General features: G+C 56.6%; 17 protein-coding genes. 10 read left to right on the top strand and 7 right to left on the bottom strand.

Features of this window, described 5'->3' with window-relative positions:
• Positions 1-318 precede the first annotated feature (318 nt).
• Genes RRF56_RS10150 through RRF56_RS10135 form a run of 4 tightly spaced genes read left to right on the top strand, consistent with a single transcriptional unit; the run spans position 319 to position 5,727 of the window.
• Entirely contained in the window at positions 319-3,462 is a 3,144-nt protein-coding gene (locus RRF56_RS10150) for a hypothetical protein (RefSeq protein ID WP_317037523.1), read from the top strand.
• Positions 3,459-4,943 (top strand): MBOAT family O-acyltransferase, encoded by a 1,485-nt coding sequence (locus RRF56_RS10145; protein ID WP_317037522.1) that lies wholly within the window; start codon positions 3,459-3,461, stop codon positions 4,941-4,943. Before RRF56_RS10150 ends, RRF56_RS10145 begins: the two co-directional genes overlap by 4 nt.
• Before the next feature lie 49 nt (positions 4,944-4,992).
• Positions 4,993-5,559: a GNAT family N-acetyltransferase gene (locus RRF56_RS10140; RefSeq protein WP_317038353.1), complete on the top strand. Its 567-nt coding sequence runs from the start codon at positions 4,993-4,995 to the stop codon at positions 5,557-5,559.
• A gap of 6 nt (positions 5,560-5,565) precedes the next feature.
• Positions 5,566-5,727: a hypothetical protein gene (locus RRF56_RS10135; RefSeq protein ID WP_317037521.1), complete on the top strand. Its 162-nt coding sequence runs from the start codon at positions 5,566-5,568 to the stop codon at positions 5,725-5,727.
• Position 5,728: 1 nt separating this feature from the next.
• Here the strand turns inward: RRF56_RS10135 and RRF56_RS10130 are convergent, their stop codons facing one another.
• On the bottom strand, positions 5,729-5,983 hold the full coding sequence (locus tag RRF56_RS10130) for a helix-turn-helix domain-containing protein (protein WP_190628304.1): 255 nt from the start codon (positions 5,981-5,983) through the stop codon (positions 5,729-5,731).
• A 260-nt stretch (positions 5,984-6,243) separates the two neighbouring features.
• Between RRF56_RS10130 and RRF56_RS10125 the strand changes: the two genes are divergently transcribed.
• Positions 6,244-6,525 (top strand): hypothetical protein, encoded by a 282-nt coding sequence (locus tag RRF56_RS10125; RefSeq protein WP_317037520.1) that lies wholly within the window; start codon positions 6,244-6,246, stop codon positions 6,523-6,525.
• Position 6,526: 1 nt separating this feature from the next.
• On the opposite strand, the gene RRF56_RS10120 is transcribed toward RRF56_RS10125, so the two are convergent.
• Positions 6,527-8,218 carry an RluA family pseudouridine synthase gene (locus RRF56_RS10120; RefSeq protein ID WP_317037519.1) on the bottom strand — a complete coding sequence of 564 codons (1,692 nt, stop codon included), beginning with the start codon at positions 8,216-8,218 and terminating at the stop codon, positions 6,527-6,529.
• Between the two features lie 254 nt (positions 8,219-8,472).
• Positions 8,473-9,408, bottom strand: a complete 936-nt coding sequence (locus tag RRF56_RS10115) for a diacylglycerol/lipid kinase family protein (RefSeq protein ID WP_317037518.1) — start codon at positions 9,406-9,408, stop codon at positions 8,473-8,475.
• A 139-nt stretch (positions 9,409-9,547) separates the two neighbouring features.
• On the opposite strand from RRF56_RS10115, the gene surE reads away from it, so the two are divergent.
• The 4 genes from surE to RRF56_RS10095 all read left to right on the top strand — a co-directional run bounded on the left by surE (position 9,548) and on the right by RRF56_RS10095 (position 16,897).
• A complete protein-coding gene (gene surE / locus RRF56_RS10110; protein WP_317037517.1) occupies positions 9,548-10,282 on the top strand; it encodes a 5'/3'-nucleotidase SurE in 735 nt (244 codons plus the stop codon).
• 272 nt (positions 10,283-10,554) lie between these two features.
• Positions 10,555-12,396 carry a malto-oligosyltrehalose trehalohydrolase gene (gene treZ / locus RRF56_RS10105; RefSeq protein WP_317037516.1) on the top strand — a complete coding sequence of 614 codons (1,842 nt, stop codon included), beginning with the start codon at positions 10,555-10,557 and terminating at the stop codon, positions 12,394-12,396.
• A 75-nt stretch (positions 12,397-12,471) separates the two neighbouring features.
• A complete protein-coding gene (gene treY, locus RRF56_RS10100) occupies positions 12,472-15,279 on the top strand; it encodes a malto-oligosyltrehalose synthase (protein WP_317037515.1) in 2,808 nt (935 codons plus the stop codon).
• Positions 15,280-15,370: 91 nt separating this feature from the next.
• On the top strand, positions 15,371-16,897 hold the full coding sequence (locus tag RRF56_RS10095) for a trehalase family glycosidase (RefSeq protein ID WP_317037514.1): 1,527 nt from the start codon (positions 15,371-15,373) through the stop codon (positions 16,895-16,897).
• Between the two features lie 75 nt (positions 16,898-16,972).
• On the opposite strand, the gene hpsU is transcribed toward RRF56_RS10095, so the two are convergent.
• The 3 genes from hpsU to RRF56_RS10080 form a co-directional block, all read right to left on the bottom strand.
• Positions 16,973-17,605, bottom strand: coding sequence for a hormogonium polysaccharide biosynthesis acetyltransferase HpsU (gene hpsU, locus RRF56_RS10090; protein WP_317037513.1), 633 nt, complete (start codon positions 17,603-17,605; stop codon positions 16,973-16,975).
• 157 nt (positions 17,606-17,762) lie between these two features.
• Positions 17,763-18,866, bottom strand: a complete 1,104-nt coding sequence (locus RRF56_RS10085) for a fatty acid desaturase (RefSeq protein ID WP_317037512.1) — start codon at positions 18,864-18,866, stop codon at positions 17,763-17,765.
• Positions 18,867-19,008: 142 nt separating this feature from the next.
• Positions 19,009-20,610 carry an alpha-amylase gene (locus RRF56_RS10080; protein ID WP_317037511.1) on the bottom strand — a complete coding sequence of 534 codons (1,602 nt, stop codon included), beginning with the start codon at positions 20,608-20,610 and terminating at the stop codon, positions 19,009-19,011.
• A gap of 102 nt (positions 20,611-20,712) precedes the next feature.
• Between RRF56_RS10080 and RRF56_RS10075 the strand changes: the two genes are divergently transcribed.
• On the top strand, positions 20,713-21,471 hold the full coding sequence (locus tag RRF56_RS10075; protein ID WP_317037510.1) for a methyltransferase: 759 nt from the start codon (positions 20,713-20,715) through the stop codon (positions 21,469-21,471).
• On the opposite strand, the gene RRF56_RS10070 is transcribed toward RRF56_RS10075, so the two are convergent.
• Entirely contained in the window at positions 21,436-22,500 is a 1,065-nt protein-coding gene (locus tag RRF56_RS10070; RefSeq protein ID WP_317037509.1) for an AEC family transporter, read from the bottom strand. The genes RRF56_RS10075 and RRF56_RS10070 overlap by 36 nt on opposite strands.
• Positions 22,501-22,755: the final 255 nt, after the last annotated feature.

Here is a 22,755-nt window from a genome sequence, read left to right as displayed (position 1 = left end):
TGGCCGAACGGGCAGCAAACGCTTAACGCGGGATAGTTAAGCCCCGCTTGAGGAGGTTGTGCCTGGGGCCACCATCAGCGCGTTTGATCATTAATATATTAGACAAGTGGCCCGCAGCCTGGCCAGGGAAGTCTTAGGGTTTGGGTGCCGGTGTTTTGGCAATAACCACGGTGCTTAAGCTAAGTTTTTGAGATTGCCCTAAAAGAAATCGGCTGATTGACGCTGGAGTTGGTATAAATTAAACCGACTGCGCCACCATCAGGCGCAGTCTCACGATTTGGGAGTGTGGCCTCAGCCTAGCCGTTACCCTGACCTCCTATGCCTGTGTCTTTATCAAACCCCATCCTTAGCCCTAACTCGCCAGCGGACAACGTTCTGAGCTGGCTCAAGGAGGCTATGGGGTTGCCTAGCGCAGAGCTTCATATCAAGCTCAGGGGCAACATTCTGCACGTGCTGTGTGAAACTCCAGCGGCTTTAGAGCAGTCGGCGGTGCTACTGAAGCTGGTGCGATCGCTTCTAGAGGGGGGCGACGGCCTGGTGCGGCAGCACTATCCTCAGGTCTATCAGCTCTACGTTTACAGTCGTCAGTCGGGCAACCCCACCCCCGATTGGACGGCCCCGATCTATTTCAACCGTCTAGAACGCCACCTGGCCCAACTGGTGCTCGAAAACCAGGACGAGGCCGATATGAAGGCGACCCAGTCGCTGCTAGAGCAGTACAACCGAAGCCAACCCGAGGGGCAGCGGGGAGCGGCGACGGGCAGTGGGGCAATTGTGCTGTCAAACCTCAGCCTGGCCCGCAAGGGTGACCCTGAGGCGATCGCCTGGTACCTGAGCGAAACCCTCAGCAGCTTAGATGTGGGGGTGTGGGTCAGCATTAAGGCGATTCCGGGCACCGCCCACCTGCACCGGATGGCGGTTGCCCTAGACGATGGCGATCCGGCGGCAGTCGATGGCCCTGGCGGCCATGACACGACTATTTCTCGCCTGTGGATTCTCTGTGAGGCCACCTACAGCCCCGACCCTTCGCTGATTGCCCGGCCTACCGCAGAGCGGCTGCGGCAGCTTCAGCTGACTCAGTTTAAAGATGCGGTGCTGCTGCTGCAGGTGCGCGGTGAAACCAAACCCGACTGGAGCCTGCGCATCGACCTCACCCCCCCAGAAGAAATGCTGCGGGAGTGGGGCCGCTGGGGCGATACCGATGCGATCGCGCGGTTGTTGTCGGCGGCAGTAGCCAGTTGGCACCTGGGGGTGACCGCTGAACTCACCAATGGCACGCTACACCTGATCTGCTCACCCCAGAGTGGTGACCACGATACCCAGCAGGCCGAGGGGCTAGAGGCTCAAACGGCGGTGCTAGAGGCGCTGGCTAAGCCCCTTGAGGCGCTGGCTCCCCAGGGGATTTACCGAGCGGTGATCTATGGCCAGACCGGGGCCGAGGCGACCCCCGCCTGGGTGCACTACCTCGATCTGCCGGCTACCGAGCACAGCGCCCTAGCCGACACCCCCGAATATTTGGGCCAAACCGGCGATCTACCGGCGATTGCCTTCTTGCTCACCCGCCTGCTCAACCCCAGCCTCGATGACCGGCTTGCTACCGGCGGGCAGCGGGTGCAGCTATTGCAGCGCGATGGGTTGCTGCACGTCATGGTCGATGGGCCGGTGGCTCCCCAGCGCCGCCTGGTGGCCCCGCCCATTCACGACTATTTGCTGGCGCTCAGCCCCATGGGGGTCGAAGGGGTGCGCGTCTACGGGCGGCGATCGGGGCAGTCGCAGCCCGCCTGGAGCTACGGTCAAGATTTCCTGACTCGCCGCCGTCTGGTGCCCGAGGCCACCCCCGAGTTCACCGCTTCTGATGCCTACGTCAACGAACTGCTGGTGCGCCCCGACGGCCCGGTGACCGTTGCCGACCTTGAGGCCGACCTGGATGAAGACCTGGCCGTAGGCGAGTGGGTGCAAGACCTGCTGGCCCAGGGGCGGCACATGCTGCTGCGATCGCAGCTCTTGACTAGCGCCACCCCCGAGCCCGCCGCCGATGGCGTCGATGGTATCAACGATCTGGGCCGCTCCGATGGGTTCAAAATTGCCGTGGTGTGGGCGGCGGTGGGCGTCTTGATTGCGCTTCAGGTCGATTGGCTGCTGGGGCAGGTGGTCAGCCCGCCTGCTCAGCAGGCCAAGGCCGAGATCGTGCTGCCCGAGGCTGCCCCACCACCGGTGGCCACCGACCCCTTTGCCGATGACCTGGCCCAGCTCGACTGGCCTACGGCCCAGGGGGGCGATGACTGGTTTGGGGATGGGTTTATTAGCGACTCACCGCGATCGCTAGAGGGGCAAGATTTAGCCACCAGCCCCAGCCAGCCCATCGTGGCGATCGATGACTTAGTCGATCAGGCGGCCTTTTCTACCTTTAACAGCCAGCAGATGAACGAAAAGCTGGCCCTGTACTACCAGCGCCTGGCCCAGTCTGGCCCCCCGGAGGTGATGATTGTCGGCAGCTCCCGCGCCCTGCGGGGGGTTGACCCGGTGGCTCTGCGCAAAGAATTGGCGGCCATTGGCTATGACGACATCAGCGTGTTTAACTTTGGCATCAACGGGGCGACTGCCCAGGTAGTCGATCTGGTGATTCGCCAGGTGCTCGAGCCTCACCAGCTGCCCCAGCTAATTATTTGGGCCGACGGGGCGCGGGCCTTTAACAGTGGCCGCACCGATGCCACCTACAATGCCATTGCCGCCTCCCCTGGTTACCGAGAAATGGCCAATCGGCGATCGCAGGCTGCTGACGCCACCGCTGAGGCCACCGCAGAGGGCGGTTTGATTAACCCCACCGGCACGTTGCCCAGCAGCTACGTCGCCCTAGACGAATGGATGAGCGATCGCCTGGCCACCCTCTCGGCGGTGCACAGCAACCGCGATCGCCTCAAGGGTTGGCTCCAGCAGCAGCTCGTTGCTGCGACCCCCCGCACTGGCAACCTCAGCGAAGAGGCCCTAGACGCCCCCATGCCCGCCGGTAGCACCATCGACTTTGATGGCTTTTTGGCCCTGTCGGTGCGGTTTAACCCCGCCACCTACTACCAAAACTACGCCCGCGTCTCAGGTATTTACGACGGCGACTACGACAGCTTTCGGCTCGATGGCCAGCAGTCGGAGGCCTTTGAAAACCTGCTGAGCTTCACCCAGGATCAGGGCATTCCCATCGTGTTTATCAACACGCCGCTCACCGACGAATACCTCGACGACTATCGCCGCGAGGCGGAGTCAGAATTTTTGCAGCATATGTTTACCCTCTCGACTACCGAGTCTGGGTTCCTTTTCCGAGACTTTGGCCAACTGTGGCCTAACCGCTACGACTATTTCTCCGATCCCAGCCACCTCAACCGCTATGGTGCTTACCAGGTGTCGAGCCAGCTGGGGCAAGACCCGCTGATTTCCTGGCCTCGCCCTGCTGCCCCTGCCACCCCATGACTCTCCCCTCCCTGATCTATGCCCTGTTTTTGCTCAGCGTCGTCGGCGTGTTTTGGACGCTGGAGTCGCTCCAGGCAAGGCTGTGGCTCATGGTGGTGGCCAGCCTGATTTTCTATGCCTCGCTTCAGGTGCAGTATTTGCTGCTGATGGTGGTGCTGCTGATTGTGACCTTTTTGATGGGCAATGCGATCGCTGCCCCCCTCGACTGGCGCATTCCTAACCCCCGCTGGCAATTGGCCGAACGCGGCTGGAACCAGCGCCGCACCCGCCTGCTGTGGCTGGGCATTGCTATCAACGTCGCCCTGCTGCTGGGCTTTAAGTATGCCGAAGGGCTGTTTCGCTGGCTGGGGCTAGATCTGGGCACAGCTACCCCCGACGACACCCTAAATCGGATCATCATGCCCTTGGGGCTGAGCTTCTTCGTGTTTGAGTGCATCGCCTACCTGGTCGATGTATACCGAGGGTCGCCCGCAGCGCTTAACTTCTCAGACTTTGCTGCCTACAAGCTCTATTTTCCTAAACTCATCTCTGGCCCCATTACCCGCTTTCACCCCTTTATCGACCAGATTGAACAGCAAAAGCCGCCGGGGCTCAACACTGCCGTCGAAGGCCTGTGGCTAATCGCCTACGGGGCGACGAAAAAGCTGCTGATTGCCGACCACATTGCCATCTTAGTCAACCTCAGCTTTGACAACCTGGAGCGGGCGGGCAGCGCCGATATTTGGCTGGCTACCTTTGCCTACGGTCTTCAGCTTTACATTGACTTTAGCGCCTACGTGAACATCGCCCGAGGCAGCGCCCTGCTGATGGGCATTACCCTACCGCAAAATTTTGATGCCCCCTACTTCACCACCAGCCTGGCCGACTTTTGGCGGCGCTGGCACATGACTTTGGGCGACTGGCTGCGCAACTACCTCTACTTTCCCCTGGGCGGGTCGCGCCAGGGGCTAGGGCGCACCTGCCTCAACCTGATGCTGGTGATGGTGATCGCAGGTATTTGGCACGGCAACAACTGGGGCTTTTTAATCTGGGGGGCCATGCACGGGGCGGGCCTGGTAGTGCACCGTCTCACCCAGTCCTGGAGCAAAGCCAGTCCGCCGGTCAAGGCGTTTTGGGGCACCCTACCGGGCACTGGGCTGGGCTGGCTGCTGACCCAGGGGCTGGTGTTTTTTAGCTGGCTATTCTTTCGGCTGCCCGAGCCCCAGCGCTATAACCTGGCCCTGCAACGGCTGTGGGGCACCCCTGCCGACGCTCAATTTAGCCAGTTGGTCTACCTAGAGTCGTTGGGCTTTACCTTTACCCAACTGTTGCTCATTCTGTGGGGGGTACTGGGGCTGATGGCCGCCGCTTATGTGGTGAAGCGAGGGCTCAAGCTAGAGCTGAGCTGGCCGGTGAAACTGCTGCTGGTACCGCTGTTTAGCCTGCTGGCCTGGCTGCTGGCCCCGGCGGAGACGCTGCCGTATATTTATTTCGATTTCTAGAGTCTTGGGTGAAGAGGTCCAGAGGTGAGGGGTAGGGAGATTGGCTGGGATGGTGGAGATGGGGCTGCCGGAGGAGCAGCCGACGCTAACGACTGAGCGGCTGGTGCTGCGATCGTTTTCGCTGGCGGATGTGCCTGCGGTGGTGGCGCTGGCGGGCGATCGCGCCGTAGCCGAAAATACCCTCTCGATTCCCCACCCTTACACCGAGGCCGATGCAGAAAGCTGGATCAACCAGCAGCAAGTCGATTGGGCCGAGAGCAAGGCGATAACCTTTGCCATTACCCAGCCCGATGACAGGCTCTGCGGAGCGGTAGGATTGAGCCTGTACCCGACCTACAACATGGCAGAGCTGGGCTATTGGGTGGGGCGACCGTTTTGGGGCCGGGGCTATGCGACCGAGGCCGCTGCTGTAATCGTTGACTTTGGGTTTATCAACCTGGGGCTAAATCGCATCAACGCGGTGCATTTTGGCGACAACCCTGCCTCGGGCCGGGTGATGCAAAAACTGGGCATGACGAAGGAGGGCTATCGGCGGCGGCAAACCCCCAAGTGGGGCGTGTATCGCGATGTGGCTCTCTACGGTCTGCTGCGCGAAGACTGGGAAAGCCGAATGTAGGGGCGAATGGCATCCGCCCTGCGGGGTATGGGGTTTGGCGACCCTAGTCTGGGCGGGGCAAACGCCGTTTGCCCCTACACGGCAGAGGATGCTGGCTCCGTAGGGTGGGCATTGCCCACCAGCCAACCCTGCCTCAACCATCCAACCTTGAAGATCCACTTTGCTTAGGCTACAAAGGCACCCCTTCGCTACCTGCGAAATCGTTGGGGATTTCATCAACGGATTGAACATTCAAAACGCTCATTAGAGCCTTCCACTGCTGGGGCGTTAACTTTGCCTCAGTTGCCCCGGCAATCCACCGTTGATACGTCCGCAGCGGAATCCCACAGTGAACCGCGAACTCAGCTTGGGACAGATTCGTCCGCTGAATCCTGAGTTCTTCAATGGGGGAATCGCTTTCCTGGGGGCGTCGGTCTTTTTTCATTTAACGCAGATGGCACGCCATATTGACGTATTAGAATTGGTACGTCAATATGGCGTATGTAAGTCGATGGCAGCACCAGCCCTACCTACGAGGGCGTTCCTGCTGTCGTGCCCTATTCTACCGTTACCCATCATGTTCTTTTGCCATCTGCGATCGCAGGGGCTAGTTTTTGCTGCTCATGCACCTGCTGAAAGGCTGTGATCCCTGCCCGGTAGGCAACGCCCACCCTACGCTTTGTTTTGCTGTTGAGGAAATCTTAAATGCTGCAAACGCAATCTTTTTTGCCGTCCTACGGTCAGGGGGCGGCACAGACTCCGCTGCCTACCATTCCAATCACCGTGGTGCCGCACCGCCGCCTACGGCACTACCTAGTCGGCTGCCCCGACGATACCCAGCACGCCATCGATCGCCTGCACCTGCTCGGCTACCTCGATCGCATCAGCTGGAGCCACACCATCGACATTCCCACCAATGGCCTGATCATTCGCCCCGATGCGGGCGATGTGCTGCGCTACAGCCAGCGCGATCGCCCCACCACCTAAGCTAAAACGGTACGGCGGAATTCAGGGCGATCGCATCCTTTCTATGAGGATGAACAAATTGCAGCGATTGAGCATGGAGGTGTAGCCGTTGCCCCGGTGCGCCCTGGCCGTAGAGGCGATCGCCCCAGATCGGCGCGTTTAACCCCTGGGGATGGGCCGCATGCACCCGTAGCTGATGGGTGCGCCCCGTCAACGGGTAAAAGGCGATGCGGGTATGCTCCCTTTCGCAGTCCAGCACCTCAAACTTGGTTTGGCTGGGTTTGCCCTGCTGCCAGTTCACCCCTTGCCGGGGGCGCTGGGTCGGGTCGCCCCACAGCGGCAGGTCAATAATCCCCGACGAGTTAGAGACCTGCCCCATCACGATCGCCTGGTAGGTTTTGGCCACCTGGCGCTGGGCAAACTGCTGGCTGAGCTGACGGTGGGTGTCGGCATCGAGGGCCAGTAGCAGCAGCCCAGAGGTATCTTGATCGAGGCGGTGGACGGGTTGCAGAAAGGCATCTTGGGGCAGGGTCAGTCGCAGGCGGGCGAGGACGCTGTCGGCGCGATCGCAGTAGCGACCCGGCACCGACAGCAGCCCCGCTGGTTTATCCACCGCGATGATCCACGGGTCTTGGTATAGAACGGTGATCTCAAGCCCCGGTTGAATGCCCCCAGTTTGCGGGGGTTGTAGGGGCGCAGCATGCTGCGCCCCTACGGGAATGGCGGCTGAGGCCAACACCTGGGCCGACAACCCCGACAGCAAAAACCCCATGATCGGCTGACAGCGCTCGGCGCAAGCCCCGTAAAATTCGCCCGGCTGTTTGTCGCTCTGGGCTGGCCCCCACCAAAACTCGGCCATCGCCAGCGGTTTGAGGCTAAGCTGAGCCGCTGCGTGCAGCAGTTTGGGGGCGCAGCAGTCGCCTGTGCCCGTGGGTAGGTTGCCCCGCTGGGCCAGGGTTTGAAGCGCAACCGATTCGCCGGCAAAGTTGGTGAGGCGGTAGGCGGCGTGCATCTCAGTCTGGAGCTGGCGGGAGAGATCGCGGCGCTGCTGTTTGAGGGCGGCGATTTCGGCATCGGCAGCTTGAATTTTGGTCTCTAGCGGGGTGAGGCGATCGCGCCACTGCTGTTTAAACTGCCGCAGCTCGGCTTTGTCGCCCCGGCTAGCTTGCTCCAGAGCCGCTAGAGCCTCCGTGAGCGCTGCTCCGGTGAGGGTGTGGGCCAGAGTTTGGCGCTGGCGATCGCGGGTCTGTTTGCGATCGCGGTGAGTTTGGTTGAGCTGGGTGCGATCGCGGGCTTGCTCGTCCTGCAACCGAGCGTAGGTTTTGCGATCGGGCAACTGCTGCAACCCTAGCAGACGGTCTTTAATCGTCGCTAGCTGGTCGAGGGTACGGGCCTCTTGCAGGGCCACCTGTTCTCGCCCTGCGATCGGCGGCACCCAGCCGGCCACCTGCGATCGTCCCTGCCAGAGGCCAGAAAACGCCTTGAGCACTCGGGTTTCCCTGTCAGCCGTCTGTACCAGCAACACCCCGTACATCTTGCCCTCTAGCGGGTTAGCGGCTTGGAGTTGTGCCATTAGCCCCTGGGCTACCGCCCGCGCTAGAGCGGTGCGGGGCAAGGCATACTGTTGCCCTGTGCGGGGGCAATAGCCCTGATACTTATAGTCCGCTACTTCGTCGCTAGCGCGATTTGCAGAGAGGCGATGTTCTCTAGACAAAAAAGTTTCTAAAGCATGTAGCTGCGAATCTAGCACCGTTTTTGGCTGGTTTCTAGCTGCCTCAGCGCCCCTTTTGATCTCTCCTCATTCAAGAGTTAGATAACCAAGGGCCAGAGGCGATGGTCATCCTGTACCTTACCCCAGCAAAAGCTGGGTTATGCCAAACCCGAATGGCATAACCCCGATTCCCAAACGACCAAACCGTGGGGGCGCATGGCATGTGCCCGGCTGAACCGGGGATAACCAAACAGGATTCAGGATGAGTGGGGTGCGGGCAAGAGAAATTGTAGGGCTTGGGGGTCAATCTTGACTTCAATAACTGTGGGGTTAGGCTTTGTGACCTCAGAGGGTGCCATTAAGCGATGGTAGGGCAAAAACTGATCATCTATGTGGATGTCAAACCCCTCCCCCTGAATCCGTAGATGCTTGCCTCGGTAGGGGGTGAAGGGAGCCGGGCAGTCTTCACCAGCCAAGCAGCGGTCTAAATACTCGTATAGCTGAGGCTGCTCACTTTCCTTCACTCCAACAACTGTCAGCAACCCGTCATCAACGCTGGCGGCGGCCAGGTGAAGGTTTGGCCCCACATACTGAATATTCATGGCTTCTAGCAAGAGGTAGCTGCCGGAGAGGTCTTGCCCGTCTAGAGAAACCTGCAAAGACTGAGCAGAACAGCGAGAAACTTGCTGCTTTAACAGATTTAAAACGGCTGCTAATTCTGCTTGAGCGCTGTCTGCTTGATCGAGAGCGCTACTGTTATCAGCTTGAGCCATCGTTTGAGTAAATAGCCCTAGCCCCAAACTTTCTACAACATAGGTTGATCCCCATTCTCCCTGGGCGATCGCACCATCAAATTGGGTGGGCTTTGCTGTTGTCCATCCAGCTACTAATTCTTCTAAAGAACTGTCCATCAACCCTAATGTTTTCGCAATATTGTTAGCGGTTCCTAGGGGCAAAATAGCGATCGGAATCTGTCGCCCCACTAGCTGTTTGGCTACCTTGCCCAGGGTGCCATCTCCCCCTGCGACCACCACAAACTCACCGGGTGATTCTAAAGCGTCAGCCCAATTCTGGGCCTTGGGTGATTGGTAGGTAACCTCATAGCCAGCCTGACGCAGGAGACTCAAAAGTACCTCGCTAGAGGGTTGATCGTCATCTCCCGCCTTGGAATTATGAATCAGCGTGACTTTCATAGACATTCTCTAAACGTTCAAAGTACAAGCATCAATAAAACTGACCTTGTGCCTCTATCATCCCCTGGCGCTCTGGCCGCTGACTATGAGGCTAAAGACAGAAAGAACGATGAGGCCAAAGGTAGAAAGGAGGATCAACATGCGGATACTTATTGCTAACGACGACGGCATCTATAGCCCTGGAATTGCGGCCCTGGCTGAGGTAGCTTCTAAGTTTGGGCACGTGCGAATTGTGGCACCCGACGTCGAAATGTCATCGGCGGGGCACTCGATCACTGCCTCGCGCCCCCTCTCTTATAAGCGCACCCCGCTCAAAGACTTTGAGGCCTACCGGGTCAACGGCACCCCGGCTGACTGCGTCGCCCTAGGGGCTTACCAGTGGGACAAAGTGGACCTCGTGCTTTCGGGCATTAACCTGGGCAGCAACCTCGGCAACTCCATGTGGCATTCGGGAACGTTGGCGGCGGCCAAGCAGGCGGTGCTGCTGGGGTTGCGCGGTATTGCCTTTAGCGCACCCGTAACCGAGAGTGAGCCCAATTTTGACCAACTCAAGCCCGCTTTAGAGCAGGTCTTAGACTTACTCCTGACCAGTTCAGAACTGGCCCTGGTCAACGTGAATTTTCCTGAGCAAGCCCCGCTGGGCCTGCGCTGGACTCGCCAGTCGGTGCGGCAGTACGACGGTCAGGTTGTCGCTAGCGAAGACCCGATGGGACGGCCCCACTTCTGGTTTACGGTGGTACCGCTAGAGGCTGCCGAGCCGGGCACCGATCGCTGGGCCGTTGAGCAAAATTATGTCTCAATGACGCCTTTGCGCCTCGATCTAACCCATGAAGAAGAACTGGCGCGGGCCTCATTAACTTATCCCTGCGATTAAGGGCAAGTTAAAGGGTGTCCAAACAGTGAGTTATACCGAATCCGAGTTTCATACCCCCAATACCCAACCGGTCAACCTGTAGGGGCGTTGGCATAGCCTGGCCGGAGGCCTTACCGCCGTTCGCCCAGCAGAATTGGGGGTAGCCAGTAGGATTTGGTATGAGATGTCTACCTAAAAGAAGATTACGAACCTCAGTGGCTCTGCTAAGTTAACGGAGCGTGCCGATCTATCCCAATTGATCAGCGCTATCTTCTTTAATTGAGAGTGCTGCAATGACAGCAAGAAACAGGGTTGGAGCCATTCTGCAACAGGATGGACAGTGTCATTTTACCCTTTGGGGGCCTGAGCTAGATGCGGTTGAGCTACGGCTTCTGTCGCCTCAAGAATCGGCTTTTACGATGGAGAAAAGTGAGGAAGGTTACTGGTCTACTACGGTTGAAAACGTGGCTCCAGGTACTCACTATCTCTACTGTGTCAATGGGGCCGATTTGCGGCCCGATCCGGCATCTTTTTATCAGCCAGAAGGGGTACATGGCCCCTCAGCCGTAGTTGATCTCAATGAGTATGAATGGGGCGATCGCGACTGGCAAAATATTCCCTGGTCAGATTACGTTATCTACGAGCTACATATCGGCACCTTTACTCCTGAGGGTACTTTTGAAGCTGCGATCGCGCAGCTTTCTGACCTCAAAAATTTAGGTATAACGGCGATCGAAATTTTGCCAGTGGCCCAGTTTCCCGGTGAACGAAACTGGGGCTACGACGGCGTATACCCCTACGCCACCCAAAATTCCTACGGCGGCCCAACCGGGTTTAAACGTCTAGTTGATGCCTGCCACCAGCAGGGAATCGCCGTCATTTTAGATGTGGTCTACAACCACTTTGGCCCTGAGGGCAACTACACCGGCAGCTACGGCCCCTACACCACCGATAAATACAATACCCCCTGGGGCAACGCCATTAACTTCGATGACACCTGGTGTGATGGAGTGCGGCATTATTGCATTGAAAACGCCCTCTACTGGCTGCGCGAATTTCACGTCGATGGGCTGCGACTCGATGCTATCCATGCCATCTACGACTTTGGGGCCAAGCATGTGCTGGCCGACATGGCCGAGGCAGCGGCAGCGTTGTCTGAGCAGTTGGGTAAGCCCTTGTATCTGACAGCAGAGAGCGATCTCAACAACACCCGCATTATTCGCCCTGTAGACCAGGGGGGCTTTGCCCTACGAGCCCAGTGGAGCGATGACTTTCACCATGCCCTGCACACCCTGCTAACTGGAGAGCGCTACGGCTATTACCAAGACTTTGGCACCTGTACAGCGCTGGCGACGGCTATCCGCGATCGCTTTGTCTATAGCGGTACCTATTCACCCTTTCGGCGACGACGACACGGCAACTCAGCTACCGACTTGCCCTCAGATCAATTTATTGTCTGCGCCCAAAACCATGACCAAATTGGTAACGCCAAGGGCTGCGATCGCCTCTCCAAACTAATACCCTTTGATGCCCTTAAGCTGTCGGCGGCGGTGCTGCTCACGTCTCCCTACATCCCGCTAATTTTCATGGGTGAAGAATACGGCGAAACGGCACCTTTTCAATACTTTATTGATCACAGCGATCCCGATCTAATCGAAGCCGTTTACCAGGGCCGAAAGCGCGAATTTAAAGAGGCCCATGGGTTTGGCGAACCCCAGCCTGCCCACGAGGTCGCTACGTTTGAAATGTCTAAATTAAATTGGCACCAGCGCACCGAAGGGCAACACAAAACATTGCTGAACTTCTACCAGCGGCTGCTAGAACTGCGGCGACAACTCCGACTCAATGCCCCGTCCTACTCTGACGACATCACCATTACCAGTGACGACGAAAAGCAGATCATTGTCTACGAGCGAGCGACGAATAATGGGCCATTGCTGTTTTTAATCAATTTCAACCAGGCCGTTAGCATCATTGATGTTGCCCTGGCCGATACAAATCAGCCCTGGGTCCTTAAGCTCGATTCTGCTCTCGAGCAGTGGCAAGGACCCGGCTCTGCTTTACCCGAAAAAATTACTGAAGCCCAGTCCTTAGAGCTGCCCCCGCTGGGGTTTGCTCTCTATGGCGTTACCTGAGGGTCTGGGTGGCTCTCGCTCAGCCTAGCTTCCAGCGCTGGTTCATTTTAAATTTCTCTTACTTTTTGAACTCCTATGCGTATTCCCACCGCTACCTATCGCATTCAGTTCAACCCCGAGTTTGGGTTTGCTGCGGCCCAAGACATTGTCGACTACCTCAAAAGCTTAGGGGTGTCCGATATTTATGCCTCGCCGATCTTTAACGCCCGTAAGGGCAGCACCCACGGCTATGACGTGGTCGATCCGAGTCAGCTCAATCCTGAGCTGGGGGGTGAAGCGGCGTTTGGACCGCTGATCGACACGCTGCACCACCACGGCATGGGTTGGCTACAGGATATTGTGCCCAATCACATGGCCTATGATGGTCAAAATCCTTACCTCATGGATGTCATGGAGTATGGGCCTGACTCAGAGTATTTCAACTTTTTTGACATTGAGTGGGAAGGGCCAGAGGAGTTGGGCGGCAAGGTTTTGGCCCCGATGCTGGGAGATTTTTACGATCGCTGTTTAGAGCGTGGTGAAATTCAGCTCAGCTACGATGAAACTGGGCTCAGCGTCAACTATTACGGCCTGCGGTTTCCGGTGCGGATTGAGTCTTACGGGCGGTTTTTGAGCTATCAATCGGGGCGACTGGCGCAGCATCTCGACAAGAGCGATCGCACCTTTGTCAAAATCTCCGGCATTTTGTATCTGGTCAAAAATGCCATTGTCGATCTTTCCGGGCGCGAGTATCGCGATCAGGCCCAGTTTGCCAAAGGGCTGTTGTGGGATGTTTACCAAGAGAGCGACGAAGTCCGCGAATTTATCGATCAAAACCTAATTCTTTTTAACGGCATTCCCGATCAACCCAGCAGTTTTGATCTGCTTGACGAAATGCTCTCCGAGCAGTTTTATCGTCTCTCCTTTTGGAAGGTGGGGGCAGAGGAACTCAACTACCGACGGTTTTTTACCGTCAATGAGCTAATTTGCCTCAAGGTAGACGATGAGCAGGTCTTTAATCAGACCCACGACCTGATTATTCAAATGGTCAAATTGGGAAAGTTTAACGGAGTCAGAATTGATCACATCGATGGGTTGTACGATCCGACTACGTACTTAGAGCGCCTGCGCGATCGCCTGGGTGATACCTATATTGTGATCGAAAAAATTCTTGAAACCGAAGAAACCCTGCCTGACGAATGGCCCATTCAGGGCACCTCCGGCTACGACTCTCTAATCCAGCTCAACGGCGTATTCTGCCAACAAGATCACCAAGATGCGTTTACCCGTCTCTACCAACAGCTCACGGGCGAAGCGACCTCCTATACAGAGTTGGTCAGCGCCAAAAAACGACTGATTGCTGACACCAACTTGGTGGGCGACATCAACAACCTGGCCCGATTTCTCAAGCGGGTTTGCCAGCAATACCGCTATGGGCGAGACCTTACCCTCTACGGTCTGCGCACGGCTATTGAGGAGGTGCTGATTGCTTTTCCGATCTACTGTACCTACGTCAATGACAAAGGTATTTCTGAACGCGATATTGCCTACGTAGAAGAGGCCATTGAAGCAGCCAGAAAGCGTATTCCCCAGCTGATCAATGAACTCAACTTGATTGAGAAATTTCTGTCGTTAAACTTTGAAGGCTCTCTGCCCGAGGAAGAGCGAGCCCAGTGGCTTCACTTTGTCATGCGCCTTCAGCAGTTTACTGGTCCGCTGATGGCCAAAGGGGTAGAAGATACCTTGTTCTACGGCTACAACCGCTTTATTAGCCTAAATGAAGTAGGTGGGTCGCCAGGGCATTTTGGCCTGTCGCTGCGGCAGTTTCACCAACGTCAACACCAGCGACAGCAGCAGTGGCCCCACGCCATCAACGCCACCTCTACCCACGACACCAAGCGCAGCGAAGATGTGCGGGCGCGGCTCAATGTGTTGTCTGAACTGCCCGCTGAGTGGGAGACTGCGGTCAATATCTGGCGCAGCCTCAACGGTAGCCACAAGAAAGTAGCCCACGATCGCGTCGTACCCGATGCCAACGACGAGTATTTTCTCTACCAAACCTTGGTGGGGGCTTTCCCTTTTGATGATCAGGAGTTGCCTAGCTTTTGCGATCGCATTGCTGACTATGTCGTTAAAGCGGTGCGCGAAGCCAAAGTCCATACCGCCTGGCTACGGCCAGACGCTGACTATGAAGATGGCTATGTGGCCTTTGCCCGCGCCATTCTCACCCCCGGCGAAAACAATCTGTTTCTGCCAGAATTCCGTAAATTTCAGCAGCGCATTGCTGACTACGGCATCTACAACTCGCTGTCTCAGGTGGTGCTCAAGCTCATGCTGCCGGGGGTGCCCGACATTTACCAAGGCCAAGACCTGTGGGATTTTAGCCTGGTAGACCCCGACAATCGCCGCCCTGTCGACTACGGCCTGCGTCGCCACTGGCTGCACGAATTGAAGCAATGGGCCGCAGGCGATCGCCCTGGCCTGCTGCAAAACCTGCTGGAGTATCGTCAAGATGGGCGGATCAAACTGTGGGTTACCCACTGCGGCCTCTCAGCCCGTCAGGCCTACCCCGATTTGTTTGAGCAGGGCGACTACCAACCGCTGTTTGCTCGAGGAGATGCCGAAGAGAATATTGTGGCCTTTGCCCGCCAGTGGGGGAATCAGTCGATCGTGGCGATCGCCCCCCGCTTTCTCACCAGTCTGATCGAGCCCGGCGAGTACCCCACCGGCAAAGTGTGGGGCAATACCACCCTGGCTCTACCCTCTAGCGCCCACCAGTGGAAAAACTGGATTACCGGCGAGCCGGTAGTCCCCGTTCAGGGCAATCCCTGGGAAGACATCCCCCTGTCCGAGCTACTGGCCCAATTTCCGGTTGCCATTCTCATCGGCGAGGGGGCCAAATAAAGCCTCTTCTCCTGAGACAGTAGCCGCTCAATCGCTCCTGTTCGACACTGCCTAAGCTTGCCGCCGCCTTATCCACCGTCTCAAAATCGTTATGATCTCGCCCACTCAAACCAGTCTCAGTTCACCCACCATCGCGGCAATTAAAACCTACATTCGAGATCGATGGCAACGCCTCTCTCGCTCCCACGATCAGCTGCTAGACGCAGCCTATGACGAAAAAATTGAGCACGAACGCAACGGCCTCTGGCTGGTGTATATCTCTGGTCAAGAAGATAGTGACCGGGTGATAGAGCATCTGCAAAAGACTGTTCCCCCCGAAGACATGGAAAAAATTTCCATCCGCAGTCTGCCCCTGGAGTGTGAGCAAATTGAAAGCCACGGCCTGCTCTATTTGCCCGGCGAATACGTCGTTCCCGGAGGACGCTTTAACGAACTCTACGGCTGGGATAGCTACTTCATTTTGCTGGGCCTGATGCATGACCAAGAATATGCCCTGGCCAAGAGCTTAATTGAGCAGTTGCTCTATGAGGTCAAGCACTACGGCACTGTGCTCAACGCCAACCGCACTTACTACCTCAACCGATCACAGCCGCCGTTGCTATCGCGCATGGTGCTCGAATGGTATGGGCATTGCCAAGATGCCGACTGGTTACTGAGCACTCTGCCGCAGCTCGAAAGCTACTACTACTACTGGGTCGTGCCCCCCCACCTCAACCAGGCCACCGGGCTATCGCGCTACTTTGCTGTCGCCGATGGTCCAGCTCCCGAAGTATTGTACTCAGAAATTGATGACCAAGGCCGTAGCCATTTTGATCGCGTCAAGGAGTTTTATCGCGACAATACCGTCACCGATTACGATGTCTCGCTCTACTACGATCGCGAACAAGACGAACTCACTGAGCTGTTCTACACAGGCGATCGCGCCATGCGAGAATCGGGCTTCGATCCCACCGATCGCTTTGGGCCCTTTAGCGTCGACATCATTCACTACGCGCCAGTTTGTCTCAATGTACTGCTGCACCAGGTCGAGCAAGATCTAGCCCAAATTCACGACATTTTAGGCAACACTGCCCTAGCCGATCAATGGCGCGATCGCTCAGACTACCGCAAAGGGTTAATCGACAAATATTTATGGAATGACGAAAAGGGCTTCTACCTCGACTACAACTTTCGAGAACGCTGCCACTGCCGCTACGAATACGCCACCGCCTTTTATCCCCTCTGGGCGGGTATTGCCTCCCCAGAACAAGCCCAGCGATTAGTGGACAACCTCCCCCAATTTGAAGCCCCAGGTGGTTTTAAAACCAGTAATGTTGTTTCCGGTAACCAATGGGATGCTCCCTTTGGCTGGGCACCCTTTCAATATTTTGTTGTCAAAGGTCTGCTGCGCTACGGCTACAAAGCCGAGGCCCTACGCCTAGCCGAAAAATTTGTTTCCTTACTGGTCAAAGACTTTGAGCGCTGCGGTGTGCTGCTCGAAAAATATGATATTGAAGCCTGTACCGGCGACGTGTCTGGCAAAATCAAATTTGGCTATAACACGAATGAAGTCGGCTTCGGCTGGACCAACGCTGTCTTCCTCGAACTCCTCACCCTGCTAGAACAAGAACAACACTAAAGATCCTGTCGTCCTTAGTCTTCTAGCACATCAGTGGCAATCCCAGAACTCCTGCCACCGGTCCCTTTGCCGGTTCTACCTCAGTTTGCGCGGGGCAACTGGTCGGCAGGGGTTGCCGTAGCACACCTGGCCCGGTGGCAGCGACTTAAAGACGCTGCTGCGCGCCCCCACCACACTGTTGGCCCCTATGGTCACCCCAGGAGCTATAAAGCAGTCGGTGGCTACCCATGCTCCGTTTTCAACGATGACGGGAGCTACCAGTAACCCAAATCGCGGATCACTGATATCGTGGCTGCCGGTACAGAGATAGCTTTTCTGCGAAATCACGCAGTGATTGCCAATCTTGATAGTGGTCAGGCTATAGAGCACTACGTCATCGCCAATCCAGCTGTGGTCGCCAATCGTCACATGCCACGGGTAGGTAAACCGTGCCGTTGGCCGAATCACCACTCCTTGGCCAACGGTGGCTCCAAACCGTCTCAGCAGCCATCGCCTAGGGCCGTGGGACGCATGGGGCGTCAGGGGAAAAATTATGGCTTGCAGTAGCCACCAGAGCAAAATAATTCCCTTCGATCGCCCCGGATTGTAGTTCGACTGGTCATAGGCATCAAGGCTTACCCAGGGGCGCTGCTCTAGGGCTGGCCCCTGGGAGATATCAGCCGGTGAGGGGGGAGCATTGTGGGAGGCAGAAGGAAAAGGAACCATCATGCTCAAAGAAGTTGAAGGGGCTGATTCTACACTTAGTGCGGCTCGCCGCCACCCAAACGAAATAGGCAGTTTAGAATCGAACTGATTCTAAACTGCCCATTTCCCTCTATAGACTACCGAAGTAGCCGTCTGTGACAGCGTTAACGCCTCAAACTAGCTACCTTTGATGACGAGGATGCGGCTGGTAATACACTTTAGAACCCTGATCCGCCACGTAGTGGCACGCCCAAAACGACCGAGCAAAACTCTTCCACACCGGCTCGCTAGAACTGCGGTAGTGATTGCCCAAAATTGGCTTGATCGCTTCGGTCGCTGTCTTCAGGTGATAGTGGGGCATGCTCGAGAAGATGTGGTGGGCCACATGGGTGCCAATATTGTGGTGAATTGGGTTGATCAGGCCGTAGTCGCGGTCAATGGTCGACAGTGCCCCCTTGAGAAAGTACCACTCCTCCCCGCGATACCAGGGAATATCTGGCTCACTGTGGTGCAAGAAGGTGACAAAGTCGAGCCACATGACAAACACGAGGTAGGGCATGACATAGTAGGTCACCAAAAACAGCAGCCCCTGGGTTATCCCCAACCACGCCAAAAACACAATCATCGCTGACCAGCACAGGGTACTCACCAACACGTCGCGCCGCTCTGAAGGACGAAACAACGGACTGCTGGGCAAGAAGTGGGAGCCAGCCCGTCCCGACGACCGAAAGAAGAGATAAAACGGGTAAGCCAGTAGCGATCCATAAAACCGCACAAACTTTTGTGCCGCAGGCATAGCCTGATAGGTAGATTCATCGATCGGGTACCAGCTTTCATCGGTGTCAATGTTGCCGGTGTTGGCGTGGTGGGTGCGGTGGCTAATGCGCCAGCCGTGGTAGGGCACCAAAATCGGCGTATGGGTGAGGTGCCCTACCAGATTGTTCAGCCACTTATGGCGTGAAAATGACCCATGGCCGCAGTCGTGACCGACCACAAACAGCGCCCAAAACATCGTGCCCTGAGCCAGCCAAAATATCGGGAAAAACAGCCAAGAATTGAGGCTGTAGGCTATCGCATATAGCCCCACAACAATGCCAACATCGAGAAACAGATAGGCCAAAGACCTCAGGGTAGACGGCCGAAAACAATAGCCTGGAATAGCCGCCTTCAGGTCTTGAAGGGTAAAGTTTAACTCCTCAGCTGACCGAACATAGGCCGATAGCTCTGCCTCTGTGGCCCCGGTCAGGATGCGATCTACTTGCACTAAAGCACCAAATTTAACCATAGGGATCAACGCCCCACTGCCTCAAGCAATACGAGCGTGCGTTACACAGCTTAACTTTTTGCGGAGTAAAATTCTATCTCGCAGTAGGTGCCTCATCCGAAATCCGGTGGCCTAGGTCGGCAGGTAGCCGATTAGACTTGGGTTACCTCGTTAGCTCGCCCAAATAGCTATTGAGAATGGGGTGATCGTCTACCCATACCGACACTGACCCGCCATGGCAGCAAAACTCGGCCCAGCCGTCAGCGTTGGTGGTAATGCTCCGTTTGATAGTGCCGGTGAGGTCGTAGAAGGTGGTGTTGGGTTTGCCCACTTCCATCCATTTATGGCCAGCTGCTCCGTTGCTCAGCAGCACTGCCATGGCCTGGGGATGATCGGGAGATCCTAGCCTCGTCCAGCCCACCACGTTGGGGTGGTTAAAATAGTCGTACTGGGGGCCGTAGGCAAAGTGGCGGCGGCCTACTAAAAGTCGATCTAAAATTTTCTGGTGCGAGTCCATCCAAATTTCGTACTGGTTGCCGTCGTGGCCTTTGTCCACGTAGTGGGCTCCGTAGTAGTCGCAGTGAAAGATGCAGGGGTAGCCGTCTTGTCGCAGCAAAATCAGGGCGTAGGCCAGGGGCTTAAACCAGGCTTCCACTACTGATTCCAGGGCTTGCAGGGGTTGGGTGTCATGGTTCTCGACTAGAGTGACGGCCAGCAACGGCATGGTTTTGACCACCGTATGGTCAAAAATGGTGCGGAGGTCGTAGTGGCTACCGGCTCGGCTTGCCTGGTGAAAATTGCGGTGCAGCGGCGCATCAAACAACTTCAAAAGACCGCCCGAGTTGTTGGCGTACCAGCTCAGGGTACCGAGGTCGTAGGTCCAATATTCGCCGACACAAAATAGATTTCGCTGGGCATAGCGTTCTAGATGAGTCAGCCAGTCGACAAAGAAGTCGCCGCAGATGTGCTTAATGGCATCTAGACGAAAGCCATCGATCCCAACCTGGTCAAGCATCCACTCGCCCCAGTGCTTCAACTCATTGCGCACATCGGGGTGGTCAATATCGAGGTCGCAGCCCATTAGATAGTCATAGCTGCCCATTTCCCAACTCACTTTGTCTTCAAAGGCTTTACCCTCAATCAGCCAAACGGCCCGATAGTTAGGCTCGTTGCTGTTGTGGTCTACGGCGTCAAAGTGGTACCAGTGCCACTTCATGCTCGAATATTTGTCGCCCCGCCCCGGAAAGTTAAAGCCTGTCCAGGATTTAATTTTCCGCATGTCGCCTAAGGTACGGCGGCGATCGCTGGGGTCCATGGGAGTAGCCTTGAACTCTTCCTCAAAATCGGCGGCCATTTTGTGGTTAAACACGACATCGGCGTAGATTTGAAGGCCCTGATCGCGACAGGCTTTGACCGCCGCGACATACTCAGCTTTGGTGCCGTACTTAGTGGGCACAGTGCCCTGCTGATCAAACTCCCCCAGGTCAAACAGGTCATAGGCCCCGTAGCCCACGTCTTTTGGGCCTTCAAAGCCCTTGGAGGCGGGAGGCAACCACAGGGCCGTAATACCTGCCTTGGCCAGATCCTCAGCCGCTTGTCGAACGCGGTTCCAGTGGTTGCCGTCGGCGGGGGTATACCAGTGGAAGTACTGCATCAGGGTGCCGTTGATTGCGGCCTGCTGTTCTTTGGGTTGTAGGGTGTCAGGGTTGAGTCGAGCGCCTGAGGTCTTGGCTGTATCCTGAGGCTGTTGATCGGGATGAGACATAGCTACCATCGGAAGATGCATTGCCCTAACAATAGGATCAAACCTTAAGGATGGGGTAGAGGATCCTTTAGGGGCTTCATCACTGCTCAAGAGCCGACAGCTATGAACGAACTCGCCGAGATCAATCGCCGGGTTTCCTGGCAATACCTGTTCCATGGTCAGTTGCAGCATGGGTTGCTGGTGCTGGTTTTGGTGCCTGGGGCGATCGCCTTGGCCGAGCCGGGGCTGACTGGTGGGAGTTGGCTCGGAGTCATTGATCGCCAGTGGGCCTACGGACTGATTGCCGTCGCCGTGATCCATCAAGTGCTGGTGTGGCTGCTCTGGCGGCTGCAAATCTGCTTTGGCACCCTGAGTCGCTGGCTGGGCCGCGCCGACCTAATGGTGTGGGGCCTGGTGTTCTTTCCGCTGTTGATGGCGCGCCCTTTGCTCACGGCGGCGGTGGCCGCCAGCAGCGCGGGCACTCTGGCGATTCCCCTTTGGGCAGCGATGCCGCTGGCCGCCCTGCTGCTGGGGCCAGCTCTCTACACGTTTTGGTCGGTGCAGCGATACTTTGGGCTGCTGCGGGCGGCTGGGGGCGATCACTTTCGCGCTTGCTACTGGACTATGCCCTTGGTGCACCAGGGGGCTTTTCGCTACAGCGACAATGCCATGTATAGCTTTGGGTTTTTAGCGCTTTGGGCGATCGCACTCGGGGGGCGATCGCAGGCCGCTCTAGCCCTGGCCCTGTTTCAGCACGCCTATATCTGGGTGCACATGTACTGCACCGAAGCCCCAGATCTCGCCCTGATCTACGGAGCTACGCCCCCAACCTCTGGGCCGCATCCCTCAGCCCCCAACCCGCTCAATCCCAAACACCAATAGCCACAGAGGAATTGTCAGCAGCAACGCCCCCGTAGATAGGGCAATGCTAGCGGCAGACAGCTCTCGGTCTAGCCCATATTCTTCCGCTAAAATCAGCCCGGCAAAGGCGCTGGGCATACCCGACATCAGCACCAGCACCAGCACCGCATTGTGGGGTAACCCCGCTCTCCAGGCGATCGCCCCCAGCGTAGCCGGTAGTATTAGCACCTTAATGACGGTCGGCACTATGGCGAGCTTGAGACTGCTCCAGCCCTGGAGTTGACTCAGCCGTAGCCCCATCAGCACCAAGGCCAACGGAATCACCAGCCACACGGATTGATGTAACGCCTGCTCAATCTCGGGTAGACTCTCCCAGCGCCGGGAGGTGTAGCCCAGCCCAAAAGCCCAAAGGGAAGGCACGGTCACCATATCTCGCAGCAGTTGCCAGCGAGACTGAGCATGGGTGTTGCGCCCAAACCAGCTGGCTAGAAAAACCCCAAAGCCGTAGGTTCCCACCAGGTTTTGCGTAACGCTATAAAAGACTATCCAGCCCAGGTAAGGGCCGCTAACCAGCGTTGGCACAATAGCTAGCCCGACAAAGCCGGTATTGCTCATCATTGAGGCCAGCACAAAGCTGCCGTGGCGGGGGCGATCAGCCCAGGTGAAAGTCAACGGATCTGTCCAGGGCTGATCTTTGTCCTTAGACTGGTCAAAATCATGTTGCGGCACCAGTGAGAGAACAGCGGCGTTACCCGCCGGTTCTATGCCCGAATGACGGCTTGAAACGCTCCACCGCACTGCGGCTAGGCCAATCAGGGCCAGCCCCAACCCTAGGGCCAACGCAATTACGGTATACAGCGGGGCCAGCCCAGTGTCTTGGGCAAAGTCGGTTTGGCGAGCTAAGGCAAAAATTTCTAACGGAATGCCCACCCAGTAGAGCAGTCGCCCTAACAATTGGGGCAACCTGGGCGGCGCAAATTGGCCCAGCAGCATGCCTAGCCCGGCCCAAACAATCAGCGGCAGGTAGGCTTGCATCAGAGAATCACGCATTTTGCTAGTTCGTTATGGCACTTGGGGTACTCAGTATTCTACGGATTTTTTTCACCTTGGCTACTGATTCCGTGCGATCGCCCTAGCGACTTCAGAGACAATTTTTTTCCAGTTCCCTAGACTTCGGTCACAGGGTAAGTCGTTAGGAAAACTCGAAGATACTAATTTATCCACTCGCTGAAAGCCCCTCTGAGCATTCACTCTAGACTTAAATGCTTATGGTGAATAGATTTTGATCTAGTTATCAAATGAGGC

The organism is Nodosilinea sp. E11 (assembly GCF_032813545.1).
GTDB lineage: Bacteria > Cyanobacteriota > Cyanobacteriia > Phormidesmidales > Phormidesmidaceae > Nodosilinea.
Note: the sequence above shows the minus strand (reverse complement) of the source record. Positions and strands in the feature narration are given on the sequence as shown.